This window comes from Streptomyces sp. NPDC026246, assembly GCF_055567995.1.
The window spans coordinates 36850-60212 of record NZ_JBVHPJ010000015.1; the positions used below are offsets into that span (position 1 = coordinate 36850).

24 protein-coding genes are annotated in these 23363 nt (G+C 72.8%); 12 read left to right on the plus strand and 12 right to left on the minus strand.

The annotated features are described in order from the left end of the window. Positions 1–40 precede the first annotated feature (40 nt). Entirely contained in the window at positions 41–490 is a 450-nt protein-coding gene (locus ACZ4M5_RS29845) for a nuclear transport factor 2 family protein (protein ID WP_467741340.1), read from the minus strand. Between the two features lie 181 nt (positions 491–671). Between ACZ4M5_RS29845 and fabG the strand changes: the two genes are divergently transcribed. Further along, positions 672–1457: a 3-oxoacyl-ACP reductase FabG gene (fabG, locus tag ACZ4M5_RS29850; RefSeq protein WP_467741344.1), complete on the plus strand. Its 786-nt coding sequence runs from the start codon at positions 672–674 to the stop codon at positions 1455–1457. A gap of 30 nt (positions 1458–1487) precedes the next feature. Then, positions 1488–2441, plus strand: a complete 954-nt coding sequence (locus tag ACZ4M5_RS29855) for an aromatase/cyclase (protein WP_467741347.1) — start codon at positions 1488–1490, stop codon at positions 2439–2441. Positions 2442–2528: 87 nt separating this feature from the next. Here ACZ4M5_RS29855 and ACZ4M5_RS29860 read toward each other — a convergent pair whose 3' ends face one another. Together ACZ4M5_RS29860 and ACZ4M5_RS29865 are read right to left on the minus strand one after the other, a co-directional pair. Continuing rightward, positions 2529–3209, minus strand: a complete 681-nt coding sequence (locus ACZ4M5_RS29860; protein WP_467741349.1) for a class I SAM-dependent methyltransferase — start codon at positions 3207–3209, stop codon at positions 2529–2531. A gap of 89 nt (positions 3210–3298) precedes the next feature. Further along, positions 3299–4084, minus strand: a complete 786-nt coding sequence (locus ACZ4M5_RS29865; RefSeq protein ID WP_467741351.1) for an alpha/beta fold hydrolase — start codon at positions 4082–4084, stop codon at positions 3299–3301. A gap of 179 nt (positions 4085–4263) precedes the next feature. Here ACZ4M5_RS29865 and ACZ4M5_RS29870 point away from each other — a divergent pair, with 179 nt between their 5' ends. Then, on the plus strand, positions 4264–6699 hold the full coding sequence (locus tag ACZ4M5_RS29870; protein WP_467741353.1) for a BREX system ATP-binding domain-containing protein: 2436 nt from the start codon (positions 4264–4266) through the stop codon (positions 6697–6699). Between the two features lie 54 nt (positions 6700–6753). Here the strand turns inward: ACZ4M5_RS29870 and ACZ4M5_RS29875 are convergent, their stop codons facing one another. Beyond that, positions 6754–7758, minus strand: a complete 1005-nt coding sequence (locus ACZ4M5_RS29875) for an AfsR/SARP family transcriptional regulator (protein WP_467741355.1) — start codon at positions 7756–7758, stop codon at positions 6754–6756. Beyond that, positions 7755–8489: a thioesterase II family protein gene (locus ACZ4M5_RS29880; RefSeq protein ID WP_467741357.1), complete on the minus strand. Its 735-nt coding sequence runs from the start codon at positions 8487–8489 to the stop codon at positions 7755–7757. Before ACZ4M5_RS29880 ends, ACZ4M5_RS29875 begins: the two co-directional genes overlap by 4 nt. A gap of 329 nt (positions 8490–8818) precedes the next feature. Between ACZ4M5_RS29880 and ACZ4M5_RS29885 the strand changes: the two genes are divergently transcribed. Together ACZ4M5_RS29885 and ACZ4M5_RS29890 are read left to right on the plus strand one after the other, a co-directional pair. Beyond that, positions 8819–9580, plus strand: coding sequence for a thioesterase II family protein (locus ACZ4M5_RS29885; protein ID WP_467741359.1), 762 nt, complete (start codon positions 8819–8821; stop codon positions 9578–9580). A 187-nt stretch (positions 9581–9767) separates the two neighbouring features. Then, entirely contained in the window at positions 9768–11084 is a 1317-nt protein-coding gene (locus ACZ4M5_RS29890) for an FAD-dependent monooxygenase (protein ID WP_467741361.1), read from the plus strand. Positions 11085–11121: 37 nt separating this feature from the next. Here the strand turns inward: ACZ4M5_RS29890 and ACZ4M5_RS29895 are convergent, their stop codons facing one another. Beyond that, complete coding sequence (locus ACZ4M5_RS29895; RefSeq protein ID WP_467741363.1) at positions 11122–11847, minus strand: NAD(P)H oxidoreductase; 726 nt, start codon at positions 11845–11847, stop codon at positions 11122–11124. Between the two features lie 67 nt (positions 11848–11914). Between ACZ4M5_RS29895 and ACZ4M5_RS29900 the strand changes: the two genes are divergently transcribed. From ACZ4M5_RS29900 to ACZ4M5_RS29915, 4 genes are all read left to right on the plus strand, one after another. Further along, positions 11915–12877, plus strand: coding sequence for an AraC family transcriptional regulator (locus ACZ4M5_RS29900; RefSeq protein ID WP_467741365.1), 963 nt, complete (start codon positions 11915–11917; stop codon positions 12875–12877). A 248-nt stretch (positions 12878–13125) separates the two neighbouring features. Continuing rightward, positions 13126–14811: a ribonuclease J gene (locus ACZ4M5_RS29905; RefSeq protein WP_467741367.1), complete on the plus strand. Its 1686-nt coding sequence runs from the start codon at positions 13126–13128 to the stop codon at positions 14809–14811. A 136-nt stretch (positions 14812–14947) separates the two neighbouring features. Continuing rightward, positions 14948–15949 (plus strand): ArsR/SmtB family transcription factor, encoded by a 1002-nt coding sequence (locus tag ACZ4M5_RS29910; protein ID WP_467741369.1) that lies wholly within the window; start codon positions 14948–14950, stop codon positions 15947–15949. Positions 15950–16076: 127 nt separating this feature from the next. Next, a complete protein-coding gene (locus ACZ4M5_RS29915) occupies positions 16077–16439 on the plus strand; it encodes a peptidase inhibitor family I36 protein (protein WP_467741372.1) in 363 nt (120 codons plus the stop codon). Positions 16440–16611: 172 nt separating this feature from the next. On the opposite strand, the gene ACZ4M5_RS29920 is transcribed toward ACZ4M5_RS29915, so the two are convergent. Continuing rightward, positions 16612–16767: a DUF6131 family protein gene (locus ACZ4M5_RS29920; protein ID WP_398111833.1), complete on the minus strand. Its 156-nt coding sequence runs from the start codon at positions 16765–16767 to the stop codon at positions 16612–16614. A gap of 174 nt (positions 16768–16941) precedes the next feature. On the opposite strand from ACZ4M5_RS29920, the gene ACZ4M5_RS29925 reads away from it, so the two are divergent. Continuing rightward, complete coding sequence (locus tag ACZ4M5_RS29925; RefSeq protein ID WP_467741512.1) at positions 16942–17211, plus strand: DUF5302 domain-containing protein; 270 nt, start codon at positions 16942–16944, stop codon at positions 17209–17211. A 90-nt stretch (positions 17212–17301) separates the two neighbouring features. On the opposite strand, the gene ACZ4M5_RS29930 is transcribed toward ACZ4M5_RS29925, so the two are convergent. Then, positions 17302–18030 (minus strand): SDR family oxidoreductase, encoded by a 729-nt coding sequence (locus tag ACZ4M5_RS29930; RefSeq protein WP_467741374.1) that lies wholly within the window; start codon positions 18028–18030, stop codon positions 17302–17304. 92 nt (positions 18031–18122) lie between these two features. Here ACZ4M5_RS29930 and ACZ4M5_RS29935 point away from each other — a divergent pair, with 92 nt between their 5' ends. Next, entirely contained in the window at positions 18123–18500 is a 378-nt protein-coding gene (locus ACZ4M5_RS29935; RefSeq protein ID WP_467741376.1) for a MerR family transcriptional regulator, read from the plus strand. Between the two features lie 18 nt (positions 18501–18518). Here the strand turns inward: ACZ4M5_RS29935 and ACZ4M5_RS29940 are convergent, their stop codons facing one another. Continuing rightward, on the minus strand, positions 18519–19052 hold the full coding sequence (locus tag ACZ4M5_RS29940; protein ID WP_467741378.1) for a GNAT family N-acetyltransferase: 534 nt from the start codon (positions 19050–19052) through the stop codon (positions 18519–18521). 374 nt (positions 19053–19426) lie between these two features. Between ACZ4M5_RS29940 and ACZ4M5_RS29945 the strand changes: the two genes are divergently transcribed. Continuing rightward, on the plus strand, positions 19427–20833 hold the full coding sequence (locus ACZ4M5_RS29945; protein ID WP_467741380.1) for an FG-GAP-like repeat-containing protein: 1407 nt from the start codon (positions 19427–19429) through the stop codon (positions 20831–20833). Positions 20834–21128: 295 nt separating this feature from the next. Here the strand turns inward: ACZ4M5_RS29945 and ACZ4M5_RS29950 are convergent, their stop codons facing one another. From ACZ4M5_RS29950 to ACZ4M5_RS29960, 3 genes are read right to left on the minus strand one after another with little or no spacing between them, the layout of a single operon-like run. Further along, the gene (locus tag ACZ4M5_RS29950; RefSeq protein ID WP_467741382.1) at positions 21129–21422 is read right to left on the minus strand and encodes a DUF1330 domain-containing protein; all 294 of its coding nucleotides are present in this window, start codon (positions 21420–21422) and stop codon (positions 21129–21131) included. Positions 21423–21454: 32 nt separating this feature from the next. Beyond that, positions 21455–22888 (minus strand): MFS transporter, encoded by a 1434-nt coding sequence (locus ACZ4M5_RS29955; RefSeq protein ID WP_467741384.1) that lies wholly within the window; start codon positions 22886–22888, stop codon positions 21455–21457. Further along, positions 22885–23343 (minus strand): MarR family winged helix-turn-helix transcriptional regulator, encoded by a 459-nt coding sequence (locus tag ACZ4M5_RS29960; RefSeq protein ID WP_467741386.1) that lies wholly within the window; start codon positions 23341–23343, stop codon positions 22885–22887. The genes ACZ4M5_RS29955 and ACZ4M5_RS29960 overlap by 4 nt, the downstream gene beginning before the upstream one ends. Positions 23344–23363 lie beyond the last annotated feature (20 nt).

Sequence of the window (23363 nt, forward strand, 5' to 3'; positions counted from 1 at the left end):
GCCGGGGTGGAGAGGCGGCCGGGTGCCGGTGGAGCGCCGCTCAGGCAAGGTCGTCGCGGGTCACCGTGCGGGCGAGGACCCGCAGTTCGCCGTCCTGACGCACCAGGACGTCCTGGCACACGCACACGCGGTGCACCCGGGACGCACCGCCGATGTCCGAGGCGTACACGATCGCGTAGGAGCGGACGTCCACCGCGCCGTCCGTCCGGGGGCGGACGTCGAACATGCCGATGAAGTGGCGGTGGCGCTGGCCTGCGGCGGCGAGTTCGGCCGCGGCCCGGCTCGTCGCCGCGACCAGCCCGGCGCGACCGCGCACCGGCTCGGGCAGGGTCGGCACGGCGAACGTGGCGTCCTCGGTGAACGTCCCCGCCCACTGCTCGGCCTCACCGAGGTCCAGCAGCTGCATCTGGTGCGCGTAGAACTGCTGGACCTCCACGTGCAGGGAGGCGGCCCAGGCGGAGCTGAGAGTGGACTCGGGTGCGAGCGTCATGCTGTCTCCTTGGTCGGTCGGAACGCCCGTCAGTCTGGGTGGGCCCGGTCGCATGCCATTGGAAGATCCCTCAAGCCCCGGGCCGGCGGCACGGCCCTTCCCCGGTCGAGCGCCCATCCGCCGGACCTCGAGCGGCGCGGGACACGGTCGACGTCACCAAGGCGCTCATGGGAGGAAACCGATGACGACAACGACGAGGCCCGTCGCACTGATCACCGGCGCGACGAGTGGCATCGGCCTGGCCGTGGCCCGCGAGCTGGGACGACGGGGCCACCAGGTCTTCCTGTGCGCCCGGACGGGGCAGCAGGTCAAGCAGACCGTCGAGGACCTGCGTGCCGAGGGCATCGACGCCGACGGCATCGCGGCCGACGTCCGCTCCCAGGAGTCGGTGACCGAGCTCGTCGCCGCCGCCGTCGGGACGTACGGCCCGATCGGCATCCTGGTGAACAACGCCGGGCGCAGCGGCGGCGGTCCCACGGCCGACATCTCGGACGAGCTCTGGGACGACGTCATCGACACCAACCTCAACAGCGTGTTCCGGCTCACCCGGGAGGTGCTGAAGAAGGGCCGCATGAGCGACGCGCCCTACGGCCGCGTCATCAACATCGCCTCGACCGCCGGCAAGCAGGGCGTCCTGCTGGGCGCCCCCTACAGCGCCTCCAAGCACGGCGTCGTCGGCTTCACCAAGGCCCTCGGCAAGGAACTGGCCCCCTCCGGCATCACGGTCAACGCCGTCTGCCCCGGCTACGTCGAGACGCCCATGGCCGAGCGAGTGCGCCAGGGCTACGCCGCCGCCTGGGACACCACGCAGGAGTCCGTGCAGGAACAGTTCGAGGCGAAGATCCCGCTCGGCCGCTACTCGACCCCCGAGGAGGTCGCCGGGCTCGTCGGCTACCTGGCCACCGAGACCGCCGCCTCCATCACCGCGCAGGCCCTCAACGTCTGTGGCGGACTGGGCAACTTCTGAGCGTCCCGACCACGAGAGAAGGTAGTGAAGGTGTCTGCCGAACAGGTTCACCGCACATCGCACGACGTGGAGATCGCCGCACCGGCGGCCGTCGTCTACGGGCTCATCGCGGACACGGAGCGGTGGCCGCTGTTCTTCCCCCCGAACGTGCACGTGGAGAGGCTGGAGTTCGACGGGACCAGAGAGCGGCTGCACATGTGGGCGACCGCCAACGGCGCGGTCAAGTCCTGGACCTCGCGCCGGACACTGGACCCGGCCGCCCGCCGCATCGACTTCCGCCAGGAGGTCCCGGCGGCCCCCCTCACCGGGATGGGCGGCACGTGGGCCGTCGAGGACCTGGGTCCCGACTCGTCGCGGCTGACCCTGCTGCACGACTTCACGGTGGCGGGCGACCGTCCCGAGGACGCCGAGTGGGTCGACCGGGCCACGGACACCAACAGCCGGGCCGAGCTCGGCCGTGTCAAGGCCCTCGCCGAGCGGTGGGACCGGCTGGACGAACTGGTGCTGTCCTTCCAGGACTCGGTGCGGGTGGAGGGGCCGGCCGAGCGGGTCTACGACTTCCTCCACCGGGTCGGTGACTGGCCCGAGCTGGTCCCCCACGTCACCCGGCTCGACCTGACGGAGCCCACGCCCGGCGTCCAGATCATGGCCATGGACACCCGGACGGCCGACGGCTCCACGCACACCACCGAGTCCATCCGCATCTGCTTCCCCGACGCCGGCCGCATCGTCTACAAGCAGACCGCGACGCCCGCGCTCATGGACGCCCACACCGGCGAGTGGACCGTGGTCCCCGACGCCACCGGCGTCACCGTCACCTCCCACCACCACGTCGTCATCCGCGAGGAAGCCATCGCCCGCGTCCTCGGCCGGAACAGCACCCTCGAGGGCACCCGCCGCTACATCCGCCAGGCACTCGGCCGCAACTCCACCGCGACCCTGAACCTCGCCAAGCAGCACGCGGAGACGGCCGCCGCCGTCTGACCCGAAGACCTCCACGGCTCTCTCCTCGCCCAGGGCTCCGGGACGCGCGCGTCCCCCGGAGCCTTCGGCGTACGCCCGGCCGGCTCCTCAGCGCAGCCGGCGCACCCGCAGCACCAGGTCGTCGGTGTGATGCGCGCCGGCGCCACCGGGGGGAGCGACGCGTGGCCGCTGCTCGTCCACCTCCACCACCCAGTCGTCGTCGAGCAGGGCGGCGACCGTCGAGGGCCAGACGTAGTCGGCCGGGTCGAAACCGCTGTCGTGCGCCTCCCGGGTGTCCATCCCCGCGTGGTGCACGAGCAGCAGCACGCCGCCGGGCGCCACGGCGGCGAGCAGGGCCCGTTCCGCGGCCGCCTCCGGGGTGCGCAACAGGGCCGGGTACTGGGCGGAGACCAGGTCGAAGGAGCCGGGCGGGAGCGCGGCACCGGTGAGCTCCGCGTGTACCCAGTGAACCGAGAGACCGGCCTCCCGCGCGTGTCCGGCCGCCCGTTCCAGGGCCACGCCCGACACGTCGAGCGCGGTCACGTCCCAGCCGCCGCGCGCGAGCCAGAGGGCGTCCGCGCCCTCGCCGCAGCCGACGTCGAGGACGCGTCCGGGGGTCAGTCCGGCGACCTCCGCCACGAGCGCGCCGTTGGGCCGGCCGCTCCACAGTTGCTGTCGGTCGGCGTAGCGGTCGTCCCACTCCGCCCGCACCGCGGGGTCACCGGAGTACCCCTCGGATCGTGCGGGGAGGCCGGAGGCGGGGGTTCGTGCTGAGATGTCGTCGGTCACGGACACACCGTCGCCCACCGCTTCGCGGGTCCGCCAGATTCGTTGCCGGTTCGGCAAACGGCCGCCTCGGTCCGGGGCGTCGACGGCATCTACGCCGCCGGGGCGCGGCGGACGGGGAGCATCGTCTCGACCGGTTCGGCGGTGAGGTGCCCGACGACGAGGCGGTTGACCTCGGCGGGCTTCTCCAGCGGCACCACGTGTGAGGTTCCGGGCACGACGGCGAGCTCCGAGTGCGGCAGAGCGCGGTAGAGGGCGATCGTGTGCTCCAGCGTCACCAGGTCGTCGTCGCCGACCATGACCAGGGTCGGGGCACCGATGCGCGCCAGGTCGCCGGTGGTGAGCGCCGGCTCCGTGCGCCACATGCCGACCACCTTGCGTGCGATGACCGGCCAGTGCCCCGGCCCTTCCGGCGCCACCGGTTCGTACAGCTCGCGGAAGAACTCCAGCTCGGAGCTGTCGGGTGTCATGCGGTCCAGCATCGCGGGCGCCGCCCAGCACTCCTCGGCGGGGCGGAAGTTCGCTCCGATGACCACGACCTTGCGTACGAGATCGGGACGGGCGAGGGCGACGAGCAGGGCGACGACGCCGCCGTCGCTCCAGCCGACGAGGTGGGCCGGACCGCCGACGACCGTGTCGAGGAAGGCCACGGTGTCGTCCGCCATGTCCTGGTAGGTGAGCGGACCCTCCACGTCGGGTGTGTGCCCGTGCCCGCGCCGCTCGGGGAGGAAGAGGCGGAACCCCGCCGCGAGGTCGGACCGCTGCGCTCCCCAGGTCTCGTTCGTGCAGAAGCCGCCGTGCAGTGGGAGCAGCGCATCACCGTCGCCGTCGGTCTCGTACCAGGTCCTGACGCCGGGAAGGTCCACGTAGTCGCCCATAGCCGAGGCTTTCTGCAGTGCCGTTGTCACTCGTCAGTCTCCGCCGAGGCGCCAGGGCTCGCAACGGGAGCGGGACGGCCGCGCCCGGGCCCGTGCGGGCCGGTGGGCGCGGTTCGAGTGCAGCTGTGGTCCGGTTCGAGGGGGCCTTTCACGCCCCTGTGGAGACTGGCCGGGGTGGGATGCCGCCCGTGACGAGGTGGGGGGTGCGGCTCGTGTTGGTGGGACGGTCTGGCGAGTCGGGGGTGCTGGACGAGCTGCTCGCGCGTGCGGGGCGGACGGAGGGGGCCGTCGCCGTGGTGTCGGGCAGCTCGGGATGCGGGAAGAGCGCGCTGCTGGAGGCGTTCGCCGCACGGGCTGCCGAGGCGGGTGCGCTGGTGCTGGCCGCGGGCGGCTCTCCCGCGGAGACGGGTCTGCCCCTCGGCGTGGTGGGACGGCTGCTCGGCGGCACCGGCACCGGCACCGGCATTTTGGGACTGCCCGTGCCGGGGGCCGCGCACCAGGACGTGTGGCCGGCGGGCGGGCGGCCGCAGGTGCTGCACGAGGCGTTGGGCGGTATGCGGTCCGGTCGGCCGGTCGCCGTGCTGGTGGACGATGTGCACCACCTCGACGAGGAGTCCGGGCGTGCCCTGTTGTACCTCTGTGGGCGGCTGACCGGCACCGGCGTGCTGGTGGTGCTGGCCGGGCAGCCGCCCGAGCCGTCGCCGCCGCCGCTCGCGGAGCTGTGGGGACAGGCACGAGGGGTGCGGGTGCCGCTGCAGCCACTGACCGAGGACGACGTGGCCGAGTTCCTGCGCGAGCCCGCCGGAGGCGGCATGGACGCGGGGACGGCCGGGCGGCTGGCTCCGCACTGGCACGGCTTCACCGGCGGCAACCCGCGCCTGCTGCGCGGTCTGCTGGACGATCTCCGGGACTGCGGGCCGTTGAGGTCGCTCCGGCCGGTGGCCGGGACGGCCTTCCGGGCTGCGGTCGCCGGATGCCTGCGTGGCACGGGGACCGCGGTGACGGCCACGGCCGAGGCTCTCGCGGTCCTGGGTGAGGACGCCACGCTGACTCGGCTGGCGCGGCTGCTGGCCGTGCCCGAGCTGACCGCGTCGCGGCGTATGGAACAACTCGACGCCGCCGGACTGCTGGACGGCGGCCGGTTGCGTCACCGCGCGGTGCCGGCCGCGGTGCTCGAGCACCTGGGCACCGCGGACAGGGGGCGGCTGCACGCGCGGGCGGCCCGGGTGCTCTACGACGACGGTGCGGAGCCGTCCCGGATCGCCGTCCACCTGATGGGCGCCGAGGACGCCGCTGCCGGAGAAGGGGCAGCGGGTGGCCCCGGCGGCGGGTTTCCCCCGTGGGCGGCGGCCGTGCTGGTGGAGGCGGCCGGAAGTGTGCCGCGGGCGGGCGCGGCACACCAGGCGGTGCGGTTCCTGCAGGCCGCGCACCGGGCCCACGGAGGTGGGCCGCTGGCGGGTGGCATGCTCGCAGCGGTGGCCGTGGCGGAGTGGGAGAGCGACCCGGCGTCGGTGACACGTCACCTGCCGTGGCTGGAGCGTGAGGTGCACGGCGCCCCACCGGATGGCGCCCGGGGCGCCGGTTCGCCCGGCGCTCCACCGGATGGCGTGGCCGACGCCGAACACCGGGCCGCGGCCGCGGGGTTGCTGCTGTGGCACGGCCGGCGTGAGCAACCGGCGCCTGCTACGGGGGAGTGGGGGCGGGGCGAGGCGGCCCGGCAGGTGCGGGAGGCGTCGGGCTTCGTGTGGCCGGTTGCGGGCGGACCCGTCGTGGAACCGGATGCGGACGCCGTCGAGGCGGTCCTGGACGCCTTGATGCGGGGGTACGTGCCCGCGCCGGCGATCCCGGAGCTGCTGGTGGCGCTGGTGTACGCCGGTGAGACGCGGCGGGCCGCGCAGTGGGGTGCGCTGACGCGCGGGGTGGAGGGGATGAGGGGGACGCCGGCTCGGCGGGCCGTGGCGCTGGCGGTGGCCGCCGTGGTGCATGCGCGTACCGGCTTCCACGACAGGGGCGCCGACTGCGCGCGACAGGCGTTGGAGTTGCTGTCGCCGGCGGCCTGGGGAGTGGCGGTGGGTATGCCGCTGTCCGCCGGGGTGTGCGCGGCGACGGCGCTGGGTGCGCACGAGGAGGCGGAGCGGTTGCTGCGGGTACCGGCACCGGAGGCGATGTTCGACTCGCGGGTGGGTGTGCACTACCTGCTGGCCCGTGGACGTCACCGGCTGGCGGTGGGGCGGGCGCGGGCCGCGCTGGCGGACTTTCGAGCCTGCCGCGACCTGACGGCGCGTTGGGGCCCGCTGGTGGGGGAGGTGGCCGACTGGCGCGGGCCGACGGCGCAGGCGTTGCGGGTACTGGGCGACGCGCCCGCTCCGGCGGCCGGGAGCGGCGCTCTCGGCGGAAGTCCGTTGCAGAGGCTGACGCGTTCGGAGCGTCGCGTGGCCGTTCTGGCGGCGGCCGGCTGCACCAACCGGGCCATCGCGGCGCGGCTGCACGTGACGCCCAGCACGGTGGAACAGCACTTGACCAACGTGTACCGCAAGGTGCGGGTGAAGTCGCGGGCCGCTCTCGCGGAGCTGGTGGGTGGACCGGTGCCGTCCGGGGTGGGCGGCGGGTCCTGAACACCGGCCCCCGCTTCCCGAAGTCGTCGACTGGCGGCTCCCGTCGACCCCGCGCTAGGTGATGGGCGCGGATCGGTGGGTGGCGAGCGTGTCGAGGCGGTGCTGCAGGTGCTGATGGCTGCGCATCAGCTCGTCGACGCGCCGCTTGAGGTGACTGATCTCGTGCTGCAGGTCGTGGGTGTCGGCCGGTGGTGGAGCGGTGCGGCGGGGGGTGTGGTGGAGGATGGCCTGGACACGGGCGCGCAGGGCGGGGCCGGGCTCCACACCGAGGGTCGTGGTGAGGTGGTGGCGGGCGCGATCGTAGACGCCGAGGGCTTCCGCCTGGCGGCCGCTGTGGTACAGGGCGGTCATCAGCTGGTCGTAGAAGCGCTCGTGCAGGGGATGGTCGGCGGTGAGCTTCTCCAGCTCGCCGGTGATGTCGTGGTGGCGCGCGCAGTGCAGGTGCGCCTCGTAGAGGGACTCCAGCGCGGTGAGGCGGTTCTCCTCGAGGCGGTCGGCTTCGCCGGTCGTGAGGGGGCCGTGGCGGCTGTCGGCCAGGGCGGGGCCGCGCCACAGGGACAGCGCGTGGTGGAGCAGCTCGGCGGCGTGCGCGGGGTCGCCGGTGAGTGCGGCGCGGCCTTGGGCGGACAGGCGGGCGAAGCGCTGCACGTCGGTGGTGGCGCCGTCCAGGTGGAGGACGTAGCCGGTGGGCTGGGTGTGGATCCACGCGTGCCCCGGTTCCTGCCCGGGCCGGGGCCGCTGTCCGGCCTGGGGGAGGAGGCGCCGCAGGCGGGCGATGTGGGCGTGCAGGGCGTTCGCGGGGTTGGCCGGTGGTCGCCGGTCCCACAGCTCCTCGGCCAGCTGGTCGACGGTCAGGAGCCGGCCGGCGTGCAGGACGAGCACGGCCAGCAGGGCACGCTGCTTGGCGCCGGGCGGGACGATGGGGGCGCCGGTGGCGCCGTCGAGCAACTCCACCGGTCCCAGCAGCCGGAACTCGTACGCGTCCGACCCGGCCGCCCGTTCGCCCGGGGTCGCAGCCCGGGACGGAGCCGGGGGCGCGGGTGAGGTCGGGGCGGTCATGACCGCGGGGCCGGGGTGGGCAGGGTGAGCGCGGTGCGGATGTCGGTGGCGATGTGCGTGGTCAGTTCGGTGGCGTCCGGCCGGAAGTAGAAGTGGCCGCCGTGGAACAGGCGCAGCCCGAGGTGGCGTGTGCTGTAGGTGGCCCACTCCCGCAGGTGTTGCGGCGGTGCGAGGGCGTCCTGGGTGCCGCCGTACACCGACAGGGGCACGGGCAGCGGCGCGGGTTGCGGCTCGGGGCGCCAGGTGTCGACCAGGCGCAGGTCGCCGCGGATGACGGGGGAGAAGATCTCCCACAGCTCGGGGTCGTCGAGGACGTCGGCGGGTGTGCCGCCCATCGCGGCGAGTTCGTCGCGCAGGGCCTTGTCGGACAGCAGGTGTCGATCGGTGCCGCTCCGGCGGGGTCCGGAGTGGGGAGCGCTGCGGGCGGACAGGCCCAGCCAGCGCGGCGGGCGGCCCTGGGCGTGCAGCAGGCGGGTGAGCTCGTAGGCGATCAGGGCACCCATGCTGTGCCCGAACAGGGCGAAGGGCGCGTCGAGTTGACCCTTCAGTTCGGTGTGGAACCAGGTGACCAGATCCTGTGCGTCGGCGATGGCGGGGAGATCGGCGAGCATGCCGCGACCGGGGGCGTCGAGCAGGCGCACCTGCCAGTGGGCGGGGAAGCGGCCCGGCCAGTCGCGGTAGGTCAGGTGGGAACCACCGGCGTGGTGGAACACGAACAAGCGCAGTTCCATGACGAGGGCTCCCTGATGCCGGCACGGGCCGGGCGTTGACGTCGGTTGCGGAGGAGGTGCCGGTCCCTGCCGGGGACCATAACCGGCGCCGGTGGGTGGGGCCCCGGCGTGCGAGCCGGCTTCGAGTGGTCGTGCGAGCGTTCTCCAGAAGCGCGGGCACCGGTGGCGGGCGTGAGTGCGGAGACTCGCTCGCACGCCGCTACAGAACCCGGACGCAGGGCCCGAGTGCCGCTCTAGCCGGCCCGGCAAGGCTGTGCCGCACGCGTGAACCGCCTCCCGGCCGCCCCGCGGGACGCCGGTCGCCGCAGATGTGTCCGAAGGGATGAGCCATGCCTGATGCACCGCCGGTGGTACTCCACTGCTTCGCGCACGCCGGGGCCGGGGTCTCGGCGTTCCACGGCTGGCAGACCCGGCTGGGCCCGGGCGCGGTGCCGGTGGCACACCTGCTGCCCGGGCGCGACCGCCGGCGCCGCGAGCCCCGCGTGACCACACGACGGGCGCTGCTGGCCGACCTGCTCGACGGCTTCCGGGCACCGAGCGGACCCTTTGTGCTCTACGGGCACAGCCTTGGGGCGATGGTCGCCTACACCCTGGCGCGTGCGCTGCACGAGGCGGGCCTGCCCACACCCGCCCTGCTCGCCGTGGGTGCCTGCCCCCCGCCGGACGCGCCGTCCGAGCTGGCCGACGCCTGCCGTCGCTCCCCCGACGGCCTGCTCGACCTGCTCGACCGCCTGGAGGTGGTGCCCGAGGGGGCCCGTCCCGGGGGGCTGTGGCACCGCGCGGTGCTGCCCGTGCTGCGCGATGACCTGACGCTCGCCGACAGCCTGCGCCGGGAGGCCCGTACACCGGTGGCGGGCGGCCCGTTCGCCGTGCCGCTGCTGGTCGTCGCGGGCGACGCCGACCCGCTGGCACCGCCCGGCACGATGGCGGGCTGGGAACGCTTCAGCGCGGGGCCGGTGGTACGGCGCACCGTGACCGGTGACCACTTCTTCCTGCGGGAGCCCGCACTGCCCGGGTTGCTGGGCCGGGCCTGCCGGGTCGTGGGGCGCACGGCGGGCGCGCCTCTCGTCGGAGCGGCCACCGCAGGGTGAGACGCTCGCACCACCCCACCCGAACTCCCCTCGACCACCCGTCACTTGTCATCGACTCGCCCGCGTCAACAGGAGAAGAGGCACATCGTGAACCGGTTGGATCTGGAGCGACTCGACGACACGGCGTGCGGGTGTGCGAGCCGTCCGCCGGCCGTGCGCGGCGCGGCGTGAGGGGCGGTGGACGGTCATGACGTCGCTGCGTGTACCCGCGATGAACCGCGCTGAAGACGTGCGTGCCGACGTGTGTGTGGTGGGCGCGGGCCCTGCCGGGCTGGCGCTCGCGTTGATGCTGTTGCGCTCGGGTGTCGAGGTCGCCCTGGTGGAGCGCTCCACCGCGATGCGCCGTGACTTCCACGGGGAGATCCTGCAGCCCGGTGGCCAGCAGGTCCTGGACGACCTGGGTGTGCTGCAGGCCGCTCGTGCCCGCGGCGCGCGGCAGCTGGGCGCCTTCCAGGTGGTGCAGGACCGGCGGGTGCTCCTCGACATCGACTACGGGCGCCTGCCGGCCCCTTACGACCATCTGCTGGCGTTGCCTCAGCAGCATCTGCTGGGTGAACTTCTCGACGCCTGCCGGGCGCTGCCCGGCTTCACGCTGCTCCAGGGGTACCGGGCGGGGGCTCTGGTCCGTGAGGGCGGGCGTGTCGCGGGGGTGGTGGCACATCGGCGGGGTGCGGCCTCGGCCACGGTGCGGGCACGGGTCGTGGTCGGTGCCGACGGCCGCTACTCGCAGATCCGGATGCTCGCCGGGATCGGCGCCGGCCGCCGGGAGTCCTTCGACCAGGACATCGCCTGGTTCTCGCTGCCCGCGCCGGGCCGCGCGATCGGCGCGGTACGCATCTACCGCACGCCGGCCGGGGCCGTGCTCGTCCACGACACCCACCCCGACCGGCTGCGGGTGGGCCTGACGCTGCCGCACCGCACCTGGAGCCGGGTGGCGGCCCGCGGTATCGAGGAGGTGCGGGGTGAACTCGCCACCGCGTTGCCTCCCTTCGCCGACCTCATCCACGATCACCTGCGTTCCCTGCGGGACGTGCACCTGCTGGACGTGTTCGCCGCGCAGGCCGGCGAGTGGGTGCGCGAAGGGCTGATGCTGGTCGGCGACAGCGCCCACACCCACGGCCCGATCGGCGCCCAGGGCATCAACCTCGCGTTGCAGGACGCGGCGGCCGCCCACCCGGTGCTGGTGGAGGCGGTACGCGCGGGTGATGCGAGCCGGGAACGGCTGCTGCCCTACGAGCTGCGGCGTCGGCCGGTGGCGGCGGCGGTGCACCGGATGCAGCGCATCCAGGCCAAGGCGCTGCTGGGACACAGCGGCCCGCTCACCGCGCGGCTGCGGGCACGGGCGGCCTCCTGGGTGAGCGGCTCCGCGGCCGGAGCCCGCATCACCCGCCGCATCGCCTACGGCCCGGACGCGGCGCGGGTACGCGGGGAGCTGTTCGTCGCGCCCGCCGGCGCCCCGGCATCCTCGACCTCGACACCGGGGCCGGGGCACCCGGCAGGCTGACAGGGGGGCGCCGCGCCTTCACACCGGCCGTACGTCGTCACGTCGTGACGAGACCCTCGGCGAGGAACTTCTCCACGAACTCCTGTGCACGCCGGTCGAAGTCCGCGTACTGCGCCGCCCGTTCGGCGCCGGCGACCGCCTCACCGATCAGGAGGGTGCCCTCGGAGTCGACGCGCTGCGGGCGCTCCTCCGCATCGGTGAGGAGGCCGACGGTGGAGTGGGCGAAGCCGCAGTAGTAGGCGATGCCCTCGCTGAGGTTGGTCTCGAGCACGTTCCTCATCCCCTCCACGACCGGATCGTCGCCGGTGGCACCGGCGAGGCCCAGCCACAGGATGCGCTTGCCGGCGAGGCGGGGCCTGCTGCGGCCGTAGGCGAACCCGTAGTTCCACACGCGGTCGATCCAGCCCTTCAGGAGGGCGGGCACGTTCTGCCAGTAGACCGGGAAGACGGCGACGACGGCATCGGCGTGCAGGACGCGCCGCATGTGACGGTGCGCCTCGTCGGAGTACCTCTTGTCCCTGTCGCCCCAGTCCGGCTGGTCGGCCTCGTTCATGCGGGGGTCGAACCCCTCGGCGTGCAGGTCGAGCAGGTCGACGCGGTAGCCGGCGGCTTCGAGCCGCGCGACGGCACGGCGGGCCGTGTGCGCGGTGAGGGAATCGGCGCGGTGGTGCGCGACGACGACGAGGGCTGTCCCGGCATGGGTGTCCTGCTGCGGCACGGTGTCTCCCGGCTGGTCTCGATCAGTGCGACGAGGCCAGTACATCCGCCGTGTCGTGGATGATCCATGGGAGAAGCGCTCCGGAACATACGAGAGCGTCTACGGTGTATCCGTGGATCCCCTGAGTTCGCTCCTGAGCGGCATCCGGGCCGAGGGCTCGGTCGTCACCCGCGCCGTACTGGGTCGGCCCTGGACCATCCGCTTCGCCGACGCCGCACCCCTCACCATGATCAATGTGCTGCGCGGTGGCGGCACGCTGCTGCTGCCCGACGGAACGGAACGCGTCGTCGGTCCGGGTGACACCGCCGTCGTGCGGGGCCCCGAGCCGTTCCACCTGGCGGATCGTCCCGCCACCGTGCACCGCCCGCACACCGCCTATGAGATCGCCTGCTTCACCACGGACACCGACTGCGCCGCCCAGGAACTCGGCGGCATCCACTGGGGCGCCGACTCGTCAGAGGCCACGGCGCTGATCGTGGGCGCCTACCGGGCGTCGGGCCACCGCCACGAGCGGCTCCTGCGTGCCTTGCCGCCCGTCCTGGTGGTCGAGGAGGACGCCGAGGTGTGCGCCTGGCTGGAGACGGCCGCCGCCGACGCCGCCCGGCACACGGCCGGGTCACAGGCGTTGATGGACCGGCTCCTCGACTGGGCCCTGGTGTGCACGCTGCGCAGCTGGCTCGACACGGCGGGTGCCGATGCGCCCAGTTGGTACCGGGGCCTCGCCGACCCGGTCCTCGCCCCGGCCCTGCAGTCCTTCCACGACCGGCCGGCCGAAGCGTGGACGGTGGCCTCCCTGGCCGCCCGCTCCGGCGTCTCCCGCGCACTGTTCGCCAAGCGCTTCACCCGGCTGATGGGCCGCCCGCCCCTCGCCTACCTCACCGAGTGCCGCCTGGACGAGGCCGCGACCCTCCTGACCGACACCGACCTCGCTCTCGCCCAGATCGCCAGGTCCGTCGGCTACGCGGACGCGTTCGGCTTCAGCGCCGCGTTCAAACGCCACAAGGGCATGAGCCCCAGCGTGTACCGGAGGGTGGCGGCGGCAGGGGTGGACGCGGCGTCCGAACGGCCGGGGTGACGGGCGGCACGCATCGGGGCGGGATCGCCGGCGGCGCGCACCGGGCGACGATCGCCGGCCCTCCGCAGCCGAGCGGCGGCGCGGCCCGCACCCGGCAGGTGTGCGTCCGCCGAAGGGCGTCGAGCGATGTCGCACAGCCGCCGAACCCATGCGTGACCCCGGGCGCAACCCTGGCACCCCGGACCAGCCCCCCGGTCGTTCCGATGCCGATGATCGTCCCGGCGCGAACTTTTCGGTAGCGTGAGGGTATGAGCCATCCGCACCCCGAACTCAAAGCCGCTCCGCCACTGCCCAAGGGAGGGCTGAGGGTCACCGCTCTGGGCGGTCTGGGCGAGATCGGCCGGAACATGACCGTCTTCGAGCACGCGGGCAAGCTGCTGATCGTGGACTGCGGGGTGTTGTTCCCGGAGGAGAACCAGCCCGGCGTCGACGTGATCCTGCCCGACTTCACCTCCATCCGGGACCGGCTCGACGACATCGTCGCCGTCGTCCTCACCCACGGCCACGAAGACCACATCGGCGGCGTGCCCTACCTGCTGCGCGAGCGGAGGGACATCCCCCTCGTCGGCTCCAAGCTCACTCTCGCCTTCATCGAGGCCAAGCTCAAGGAGCACGGCATCAGGCCGCGCACGGTACGCGTCCGCGAGGGCGACCGGCGCGGCTTCGGACCCTTCGACTGCGAGTTCGTGGCCGTCAACCACTCCATCCCGGACAGCCTCGCGGTGGCCCTGCGCACCCCGGCGGGGATGGTGCTGCACACCGGCGACTTCAAGATGGACCAGTTCCCGCTGGACGACCGGATCACCGACCTGCGTGCCTTCGCCCGCCTCGGTGAAGAGGGCGTGGACCTGTTCCTCACGGACTCCACCAACGCCGAGGTCCCCGGCTTCACCACCTCCGAACGCGAACTGAACCCCGCGATCGAGCAGGTGATGCGCACCGCGCCGCGGCGGGTCATCGTCTCCAGCTTCGCCAGCCACGTGCACCGCATCCAGCAAGTCCTGGACGCCGCACACCAGCACGGCCGCAAGGTGGCCTTCGTGGGCCGCTCCATGGTCCGCAACATGGGCATCGCCCGGGAACTGGGCTATCTGAAGGTCCCCTCCGGCCTCGTCGTGAGCACGAAGGAGCTGGAGAAACTCCCCGACCACAAGATCACCCTGGTGTGCACCGGATCGCAGGGCGAACCGATGGCCGCCCTGTCCCGGATGGCCAACCGCGACCACCAGATCCGCATCGGCAAGGGCGACACCGTCCTGCTCGCCAGCTCCCTCATCCCCGGCAACGAGAACGCCATCTACCGGGTGATCAACGGCCTGACCCGGTGGGGCGCCAACGTCGTCCACAAGGGCAACGCCAAGGTGCACGTCTCCGGCCACGCCAGCGCCGGCGAACTCGTCTACTGCTACAACATCGTCCGCCCCCGCAACGTCATGCCCGTGCACGGCGAGTTCCGCCACCTGCGGGCCAACGCCGACCTCGCCATCCGCACCGGCGTCGACCCCGAGCGGGTCGTCATCGCCGAGGACGGTGTCGTCGTCGACCTGGTGGACGGCCGCGCCTCCATCACCGGCAAGGTGGCCGCGGGCAACGTCTACGTGGACGGCATGGAAGTCGGCGGCGCGACGGAAGCCTCGCTCAAGGACCGCGTCACCCTGGCCGAGGAAGGCGTCGTCACCGTCGTGGCCATCGTCGACGCCGACACCGGAGCACTGACCGAGCCGCCCGACTTCCTGGCCCGCGGGTTCGTCCACGACGAGACCACCTTCGAGCCGGTCATCCCCGTCATCGAGAAGACGCTGGCCAACGCCGCTCAGGAAGGCGTCGGCGATGCCCGCCAGCTCGAACAGCTCCTCGCCCGCGCCGTGGGCAACTGGGCGTTCCGCACGCACCGCCGCAGGCCGCTGATCATCCCGGTGATCATCGACGCCTGACCGGGACCACGTGTCCGAGGTCCCGAAATGACGTAGCCGGTGCCGCTCGTCCCGTCCGACAATGCCTGTGGCCGCCACGGCGGCGGTGGACGGGACGGCACCGCGCGTGTGCCCGTCCCGTGACGGGAGCCCGCCCTTGCTGCGCATCCATTTCACCGCCGAGGATCTCGCCCGCACCCGGGTGGCCGACACCATCGGAGCCGCCGCCGAGACGTACTACGGCCTCGAGATGCTGTGCTCGCGCACCCTCCCGCTGCCCTTCCGGCGGTGGCGCGCCACCGTGACCGACAGGCTGAGCGACGACGCGAGGCCACTCACCGCACTGCTCCCCGCCGCAGGCCCCGGCCTCGACCTGCTGGCGCTGGCCGGTGACTCGCCGGACATCGACCACGCCGTGGAGGCTTTGCTGCGGGCCCCCCGCCTCCGAGTGCGCCGCGAGCTGGAACCGGTCACCGTCGGCACCGCCCACACAGGGTGGGCACGCGCCGTCGCCGACGGGCACGCCGAGGCCCGTCGCCTCCTGGCGGCCGGGCTCGTGGCGTGTCACCGGGTGGCCGTCGCACCGTACTGGGCGGCGGGCCGGTCCCGGCTGGACGTCGTGCGGGCACAGTACGCCCGCACGTTCCTGGAGGGGGGCATCGACGCTCTGCTGACTGCGCTGAGCCCACCGCTGGTGCGCTGGCACCCGCCCGTGCTGGAGATCCGCCACCCCCGCCCGGTCGAGGTCCACCTGGGCGGCAGGGGGCTGATCCTGGCGCCGACCCTGTTCTCCTGGCGCCAGTGCAGCCTGCTGTACGACCCGTACGACGACGCCTCGGTGCCGCGGCTCACCGTCCCCGCGGTGACCGACCCGGCCACCGGCGCCGCGCTGTGGCAGCCCCGGGATGCCGGGGCCGACGATCCTCTGGCCTCCCTGCTCGGACGCACCCGGGCCGCCGCTCTGCGCATGACCGCCGACGGCTGCAGCACCACCGCCCTGGCCGCGCGTCTCGGTGTCTCCGCCGCCGCCGTCAGCCAGCACACCAGGGTGTTGCGGGAGGCAGGCCTGATCACGACCACTCGGCGCGGTGGTTCCGTCCTGCACGTGGTCACCGACCTGGGTCGGCAATTGGCGGACGGGGACCGACAGCCCCGGTAGGTGTGGTCGCGGGGCCTTTTAAGCCGTGGCTTCAGGCCCTGGCCGCCCGCGCCGGCGGGCCAGGAGCATGCCTGGTGCCCGGGAAGCCCCGGGCGTCCGCAGTCCGTCAGTGAGGAGTCCTGAGTTGATGGCAAGCACGCCCATGCGCTCCGTCCTTGTCGCCGGTGCCTTGATGGTGGCGGCACTCGTCCCCACGCAGGCCGCACATGCCTCTCCGAGCAGCGCGAACGCCACCTGCCCGTCCAACGCGATCTGCCTGTGGACGGGGGTGGCCTACACCGGCGTCCAGTACAACTGGACAGGAGGCTACGTGGACCTTCCCCCGGCCTGGCGCGATCACTCGTACTCGTTCATCGCGAACCGGGCCGGCGGCTTCATCGACTGGAGCGGCGGTGTCAAGGTGTGCCGCCCGGTCAGCAAGGGTGACTATGCCGCCCGCTACGACACCGGATTCGGCAAGAAGATCGACGGCGTCGACACCAAGTGCTGAGTTCCGCACCCGTGCCCGCGCCGGCTGGTGGCCGAGGTCACCAGCCGGCGCGGCTGCCCTCGGCCGGGAGCCATCCGGCGGACACGCGGTCGCCAGGCCGCCGGGCAGACACCGGCAACCATCACAGCCGCCGTTGTGCGCCGCCGGCGACGCCGCTCTGCCCGTACACGGACTACCAGTAGTGCCGGCGGCCGCCGACTGCGTGCCCCATGGAGCCCATGATCCACAGCGCTGCGCCGATGACCGCGAGGATGATCCCGATCGTCCACAGGACCGAGATACCGGTGATGAAACCGACGACCAGCAAGATGATGCCGAGGAGGAGCATGACGGCCTCCGGTGTGAAGTAGTGCTGCTTCCAATATGCACCTCTCCGCCGTCTGTCCGCTTGCGCTGGTGAGGGTTGTCCGAGCCCGTCCACGGACTTTGTCGGCCGTCGGCGGCGAACACGACGCCCGGCATGACAAGCTGTGATCTCCACCCCCGCACCCTGGAGGTCACCTTGGCTGCAGAATCTCCAACGCCGCGAAGTCCGGAACCGGCCGATGCCGAGCCGGCCGACGTCGAATCGGCTGACACCGAAAGCCCTGCTCTCTCGCCCGACGCTGACGGCCAGTACGACCTGAAGCGCAAATTCCGGGAAGCTCTGGCGCGCAAGCGGAGCATGCAGGCGGACGCCGCTGACGTGGCAAGCAACACACACGCCGCAAAGGTCCGAGGCGCACACGGACCGGCTGCGCAGCAGCGGTCCTTCAGGCGCAAGAGCGGCTGACCCCGGACCGGCCAGAGGGCCGGAGGGCCGTCGACCCACGGGGGAGCCGCTCCCCACCTCCTCGTCGCCCGACCCGCGGCCTGATGGGCCTCAGGCCGCGGACAGCGCAGCCAGGGCGCGATCCATCGCGGCGTTGAACTCCTCCGGGGCCAACGGCAGGCGGGACTTCACGTCCCTGCTCCACTGGTCGGCCAGGACTTCGGCGGAGCCCGACTCCACCCCGTCGAGGGCCGCGTCGGCCAGGTCGGACGGAGCGATCTTGGCCACGGGCCAGCCTGCCGCCATGTCGGTGTCGGCCAGGCCGAGGTGCACCGCCGTCACGAGCGTGCCCTGCTCGGCGAGCTCCAGGCGGACGCCGTTGGTCATGGCCCAGGCGGCGGCCTTGGACAGGTGGTAGGCGTTCGCGCCCCGGCCCCCGAACCAGGACATGGCGGAGAGTACGTTGACGATCGCGCCCCCGCCGCTCTTGGCGAGCGCCGGGGCGAACTCCCGGATCACTGTCAGATGACCGAACATGTTGGTCTCCAGTTCGTGCCGCACCGTCTGCAGCGAACCGGTCAGCAGGTCGGTTCCCGTACTGACTCCTGCGTTGTTGACGAGCAGCGAGACGTCCGGGGCGGCCTCGGCGGCGGCCCTGACGGATGCGGGATCGGTGATGTCGAGGGGCAGCACCTCGACCCCGGGCAGATCCACGGTCTCGGGCCGGCGGGCCGTCGCGTAGACCTTGCGGGCGCCTCGCGCTACCAGGCGCTGGGCGAAAGCGCGGCCCAGGCCGCGGTTGGCCCCTGTGACAAGGGCGACGGAGTTGTTGATGTCCATGCCCGTTACGCTAAAACCTGACGCCAACGTCAGAGGCAAGTGCTGATTTCCAGAGCCGGACGACCGTCCGGAGCCGGGGGAGAGGGGTCACCATGACCAGCGCGGTGGACGCGGCCGAGCGGTTGATCCGTATCGGCGAGGTGGCACGTGGTGCCGGGGTCTCGGTGCGCGCCGTGCGCTACTACGAGCAGCAGGGGCTGCTCACCGCGGAGCGCAGCCCGTCCGGCCAGCGTTTGTACCGGCAGGACGCCATCGCGCGGGTCCGGTTCTTCCAGGAGATGTTCGCCGCCGGCCTGACCAGCCGCAGGATCACCGAACTCCTCCCGTGCTGGGACGCGGGGCACACCGACGCCGAGCAGCGCGCCATGCTGCGTGTCGAGCGCGAGCGCATCCAAGCCAAGATCGACGAACTGCAGGCCGTCCGGGACCGCCTCGACGAGGTCATCGCCCTCACCGACACACACCCCTAAAGGCAGTCGGCACTGTCACTAGTGCTGATACTGCGTCAGGTCGATGCCGTACAGCGTCAGGTCATGGCCGTGGACCGGGTGCCGTGCCGTGCCTTCCGTCTGCATACCGAGTTTCCCGAGTACGTTCGCGGAGCTTCGGTCCTCCACCCGGCAGGCCGCGACCACGCGGTCGAGACCCCGGTCCTGCAGGGCGAACTCCAGGGTCGCCTGAGCCGCTTCGGAGGCGTAGCCCTGCCCCCAGAACACCCGTCCCAGTCGCCAGCCGATCGCCACTTGATCTGCGATCTCGGCCGGTGTCTCCGCCACGAAGAGACCGACGGCACCGGCCAGTTCACCGGAGCCCAGCAGCTCGACGGCGAACATCCCGAAGCCTTCCTCGTCCCACTCCTCCTCCCACGTCTCGATGTCCTGGGCCGTCTGTTCGAGGGAGCGCGTCTCGCCGTCGCCGATGTTCCGCATCACCACCGGATCGGCGTGGATCTCGGACAGAGGGACGAGGTCGTCGTCGAACCATCGACGCAGGACGAGGCGGGGGGTGCGGATCTCGGTCATGGTCCCATCCTGCCGAGACGGCCTCGGCGAAGCGAATCGCGGCCGCCCGTGAGCAGTCTGCAGGGGCGGCGCACGGGAGCGGTCCCGTAGGGAAGGCTCGAGCGGGCTGACCGGTCTCCCGGCCCTCGCCTCGACTGCGCCCCACGCGCCCACGCGCCGACCCGCCGGCTCGCGGCGTCGCCGGGGGGCCGCCCTCCAGCAGCGTCCCGTGTCTTCGGCCGCGGACGTCCTGCTGCACTCCGGCGGCACCGGAGTCCTCGAGCGGAACACATCGGAGCAGGCGAAAATCAGTCACCTGCAACACAACCGTTTCGGTCCCTCGCGGGTCCCAGATGAACGACAGACCTATCCGGACCCAACTTTCGGAGTCATCCGTGCCTCACCCCAAGAGCCGTCGCAGCGTCGCACGGTGCGCGGCGCTCGCCGCCCTGCTCACCGCGCCGTTCGTTCTGTCCGCCGGTCCGGCCGCCGCCGCCGGGCCGAAGACCCCCGTGGTGGACTTCAACGGCGACGGCTTCGCCGACCTCGCGGTCAGCGCCCCCTTCGCCACCGTGTCGGGCGTCCAGCAGGCCGGCTACGTGTCGGTCCTGTACGGCTCCTCGGCCGGCACCGACACCGCCCACCCGCAGTTGATCACGCAGGCGACCGAAGGCGTACCGGGCGACGTCATGGAGTACGGGACCTTCGGCACCAGCACCGCTGCCCGCGACCTGGACGGTGACGGGTACACCGACCTGATCGTCGGCAGCTACTACACCCCGATGGTGCTCTGGGGCTCCGCGCAGGGTCTGGGCAAGGGCGCCCCGCTCGGCGACGCCGCCTACCGGGTGGCCGCCGGCGACATCGACGGCGACGGCCACGCCGACGTCATCGCCAACGGCAACGGCAACCTGGAGGTCCGGTTCGGCCCCTTCACCCGGGCCGGGGCTCCCGCCCGGACGGACACGCTGGAGATAGCCGACGAGTCCGGCCCCCAGGACATGGCCGTCGGGGACATGAACGGGGACGGCAAGGACGACGTCGTCACCACGAACGGCTTCGAGGAGATGCAGTTCCACTCCCGCTACTACAAGGGGACCTCGACGGGGCTCAGTTCGACCTTCAAGAGCACCGGCTACTACACCGTCGGCGGTGTCGTGGCCGATGTGAACAAGGACGGCTACGGGGACTTCGTGGCCCGCCAGGTCGACCACGTGTCGGAGATGATGGACTACGACGCGGGCGCGGTCCGCGTCGTGTACGGCTCGGCGAACGGGCCCTCCACCCGCACGGCCAAGATCACGCAGAACACGGCGGGCGTCCCCGGCACGGACGAGGCGGGCGACGACTACCGCAACTTCGGCGACCAGTTCGGCTACGCGCTGGCCGCCGGCGACGTGACCGGCGACGGGTACCCGGACATCGCGGTCGGCGTGCCCGGTGAGGACATCGGCTCGGTCCGCGAGGCGGGCGCGGTCGTCCTGCTCAAGGGCGGCCCGTCCGGCCTGACCGGCTCGGGCGCCCAGGCCTTCCACCAGTCCACGTCCGGTGTTCCCGGTGTGTCGGAGGCGAGCGACAACTTCGGCCGTACGGTCCTGCTCGCCGACGTCAACGCCAACAACCGGGCCGACCTCGTCGCGGCCGCCCCGCTGGAGGACGGCACCTACAAGGACTCCGGGGCGGTCTGGGTGCTGCGCGGCTCGAAAACGGGCGCCACGACCAGCAACATCACCTCGTTCAGCCCCGGTTCGCTCGGCGTGCCGCAGAAGGAGGCGCTGTTCGGACAGCGAATCGCCCGCTGATCGACCGACCCTGCGGGATCCGGTCGGCCGCGCCGGCCGGATCCCCGGCCCTCGCGGGACCGGCGTCTCGTCCACCGGGGACGGCCGGAGCTACGCGGAACCGGCCGCGCCCTGAGCGGGCTCCTGCCCGGGTGCCGGCTCCTTCGCCGGCACCCGGGGTCCTTGCGCCGGCCACGCTGCCGAGATCGCGCTGCCCGACCAGGTCGCAGGGTTCTGGCTGCGCCGCAAAGAGCTGTCGCAGGGTTCGGGCTGCGCCGCGGCGTGCTTCAAGGAAGGTCCGACCGGACCACGTCCGTCAGTCGATGCCCTCGACGATGCGGAAGTCGCGCTCGACGCCGTCGGAGAGGGCGGCCAGCGCCTCCTGGTACGCCGCGCTCTCGTACGCCGCGACGGCGTGCTCGAAGCTGTCGAACTCGACCAGGACGGTGCGCTCGGCGATTCCGGCGCCATGCGCCACGACCCGACCGCCTCGGACGAGGGTCCGGCCGCCCCCGGCCTCCACGGCCGGACGGGCCAGCTTGTTGTAGGCAGCCAGCTTCTCCGGGTCCGCGATGGTGCGGTAGACGCTGACCCAGTAACCCTTGGGCATGGAACCTCCAGTGTGGGGTGAGTGCATCCGATTCACGGGTTGGTCGGGGACGAGCGTCGGCGGGCGAGGGCGAGGCTCGTCAGCGTCGTGACCGCCATGGCACCGATGCCGGCCAGCGCCGCGGTGGTGTAGGCGCTGTCGTCGGGGAAGAGGCGGCCGGGACCGGTGCCCGCGGCGAGGATCAGGCCGCCGAGGGCACTGCCCAGGGAGTACCCGACACTGCGGACGACGTAGTTGACGCTCATGGCGCTCGACGTCTCGCTCTTGGGAGTGACGGCCAGGATGACGCCGGGCATCGCGGCCGAGAATCCGCCGACGCCCAAGCCGAGCACGCCCATCGCCGCGAACAGCTCGGCCAGGTCCGACCGGGCCGCGGCGAACAGGGCGAACCCGCCGCCGACCACGACGGCGCTGCCGGCCAGGAGCAGGGGGTCGGCGACCCGCGTCCGGACCCGCGGCGTCAGCTTGCCGGCGACGAAACCCAGCACCGAGAACGGGATGAGGACCAGCCCGGCGACGAAGGTCGTCAGCCCGAAGCCGTAGCCGGCGCCGTGCGGCGTCTGCGCGTACCGGGTGATGAGCGTGAGCAGGAGGTACATGCCGATCCCGCCGACGAACATGGCGAGGTTCGCCCCGGCGACCGCCGGGTGCCGCACGGCCCGCACATCGACCAGAGGCGTCGTGCTGCGCAGCTCGATGACGACCCAGAGGCAGAGCAACACCACCGCGACGACGGCGAGGCCCGCCGCCACGACGAGGTGCCGGCTCCACAGACTCCGTTCACCGGCGAGGAACAGCACCAGGAGCAGTGCCGCGGCCAGGACGACCGCGCCTGCCAGGTCCACGCGTGCGGAGCGGCCTTCGGGGGCTTCGGGCATGGAGCGCCACGCCGTCAGGAGGGCGGCGGCGGTGACGGCCAGACCGAGGCCGTAGGCGGCTCGTACCCCGCCGAGCTCGGCGAGCAGTGCGGCCAGCGGATAGCCGACGCCGGCCCCGATGATCGAGACCACCGAGATCAGGGCGATCACGCCACCGCTTCGCTCCTCGGGGAGGTGGTCCCGGGCCACGCCCATCATCAGCGCCGTCAGCCCGAGCCCGACGCCCTGGGCCGCCCGGCCGGCCAGCAGCCACGCGAAGGGCAGCGGCAGCACGGTGAGCGCGCTGCCGGTGACGACGACCGCCAGGGTGACGAGGATCGTGGCCCGGCGGTGCGGACCGGCTCCGAGCCGGCCCAGGACCGGCGTGGCGACGGCGCCGCTGAGCAGTGCGACGGTCAGCGTCCACTGCGCGCTGCCGAGCGACACGCGGAACGAGGTCGCCACGCTGGTGATGAGCGGAGCCCCGAGGCTGCCGACCGCAGCCACGACCAGGGCGATGAACATCAGGGCGGGGACCAGCAGCCGCGCCTCGGAACGCGCTCCTGGAACCGCCTTCACCGCGGCCCCGCCGACCGGCTGCCCGGTCACTGCCTGGGCCCTTCGCGGTCCTGGCTCTCGAGCTCCGCCAGGTGCCTCAGCGCCGGAAGGGCCGCCACCAGCGCCTCGACCTCGTCGCCGGTGAGTTTGCCGATCAACCGCTCGAACGCCTCGACGCCCGCTCGGCGCCGACTCCGGACGTAACCGGCACCCGCCTCGGTCAGGCACACCAGCGTGACCCGCTTGTCGGACGCGTCGCCTCGCCGCTCGACCAGACCGGACTCCTCCAACACCCGGACCAGGGCGGTCATCGCCGGCTGGGTGACGCCCTCGACCGCGGCCAGATCGGTGATACGCCGCGGGCCCGTCCGGTCCAACGTGGCCAGGGTGGCGGCGGACGTCAGGCTCATGTCCCGGGGCAGGCGTCTCGCGGTCCTGGTGGCCAGGCCGTAGAGGGCTGCTCCGATGGCGGCGGACGCGTCAGGAGCGGTGTCGTGACGGCTCATGGCCGAAGCATAACAGTTTT

What these genes read in the sequence shown, in the direction of transcription:
- ACZ4M5_RS29845 (WP_467741340.1), bottom strand. Translation starts at nt 490, where the DNA reads ATGACGCTCGCACCCGAGTCCACTCTCAGCTCCGCCTGGGCCGCCTCC.
- fabG (WP_467741344.1), top strand. Translation starts at nt 672, where the DNA reads ATGACGACAACGACGAGGCCCGTCGCACTGATCACCGGCGCGACGAGT.
- ACZ4M5_RS29865 (WP_467741351.1), bottom strand. Translation starts at nt 4,084, where the DNA reads ATGGGCGACTACGTGGACCTTCCCGGCGTCAGGACCTGGTACGAGACC.
- ACZ4M5_RS29870 (WP_467741353.1), top strand. Translation starts at nt 4,264, where the DNA reads ATGCCGCCCGTGACGAGGTGGGGGGTGCGGCTCGTGTTGGTGGGACGG.
- ACZ4M5_RS29875 (WP_467741355.1), bottom strand. Translation starts at nt 7,758, where the DNA reads ATGACCGCCCCGACCTCACCCGCGCCCCCGGCTCCGTCCCGGGCTGCG.
- ACZ4M5_RS29880 (WP_467741357.1), bottom strand. Translation starts at nt 8,489, where the DNA reads ATGGAACTGCGCTTGTTCGTGTTCCACCACGCCGGTGGTTCCCACCTG.
- ACZ4M5_RS29885 (WP_467741359.1), top strand. Translation starts at nt 8,819, where the DNA reads ATGCCTGATGCACCGCCGGTGGTACTCCACTGCTTCGCGCACGCCGGG.
- ACZ4M5_RS29890 (WP_467741361.1), top strand. Translation starts at nt 9,768, where the DNA reads ATGACGTCGCTGCGTGTACCCGCGATGAACCGCGCTGAAGACGTGCGT.
- ACZ4M5_RS29895 (WP_467741363.1), bottom strand. Translation starts at nt 11,847, where the DNA reads ATGTACTGGCCTCGTCGCACTGATCGAGACCAGCCGGGAGACACCGTG.
- ACZ4M5_RS29905 (WP_467741367.1), top strand. Translation starts at nt 13,126, where the DNA reads ATGAGCCATCCGCACCCCGAACTCAAAGCCGCTCCGCCACTGCCCAAG.
- ACZ4M5_RS29915 (WP_467741372.1), top strand. Translation starts at nt 16,077, where the DNA reads ATGGCAAGCACGCCCATGCGCTCCGTCCTTGTCGCCGGTGCCTTGATG.
- ACZ4M5_RS29920 (WP_398111833.1), bottom strand. Translation starts at nt 16,767, where the DNA reads ATGCTCCTCCTCGGCATCATCTTGCTGGTCGTCGGTTTCATCACCGGT.
- ACZ4M5_RS29930 (WP_467741374.1), bottom strand. Translation starts at nt 18,030, where the DNA reads ATGGACATCAACAACTCCGTCGCCCTTGTCACAGGGGCCAACCGCGGC.
- ACZ4M5_RS29935 (WP_467741376.1), top strand. Translation starts at nt 18,123, where the DNA reads ATGACCAGCGCGGTGGACGCGGCCGAGCGGTTGATCCGTATCGGCGAG.
- ACZ4M5_RS29940 (WP_467741378.1), bottom strand. Translation starts at nt 19,052, where the DNA reads ATGACCGAGATCCGCACCCCCCGCCTCGTCCTGCGTCGATGGTTCGAC.
- ACZ4M5_RS29950 (WP_467741382.1), bottom strand. Translation starts at nt 21,422, where the DNA reads ATGCCCAAGGGTTACTGGGTCAGCGTCTACCGCACCATCGCGGACCCG.
- ACZ4M5_RS29960 (WP_467741386.1), bottom strand. Translation starts at nt 23,343, where the DNA reads ATGAGCCGTCACGACACCGCTCCTGACGCGTCCGCCGCCATCGGAGCA.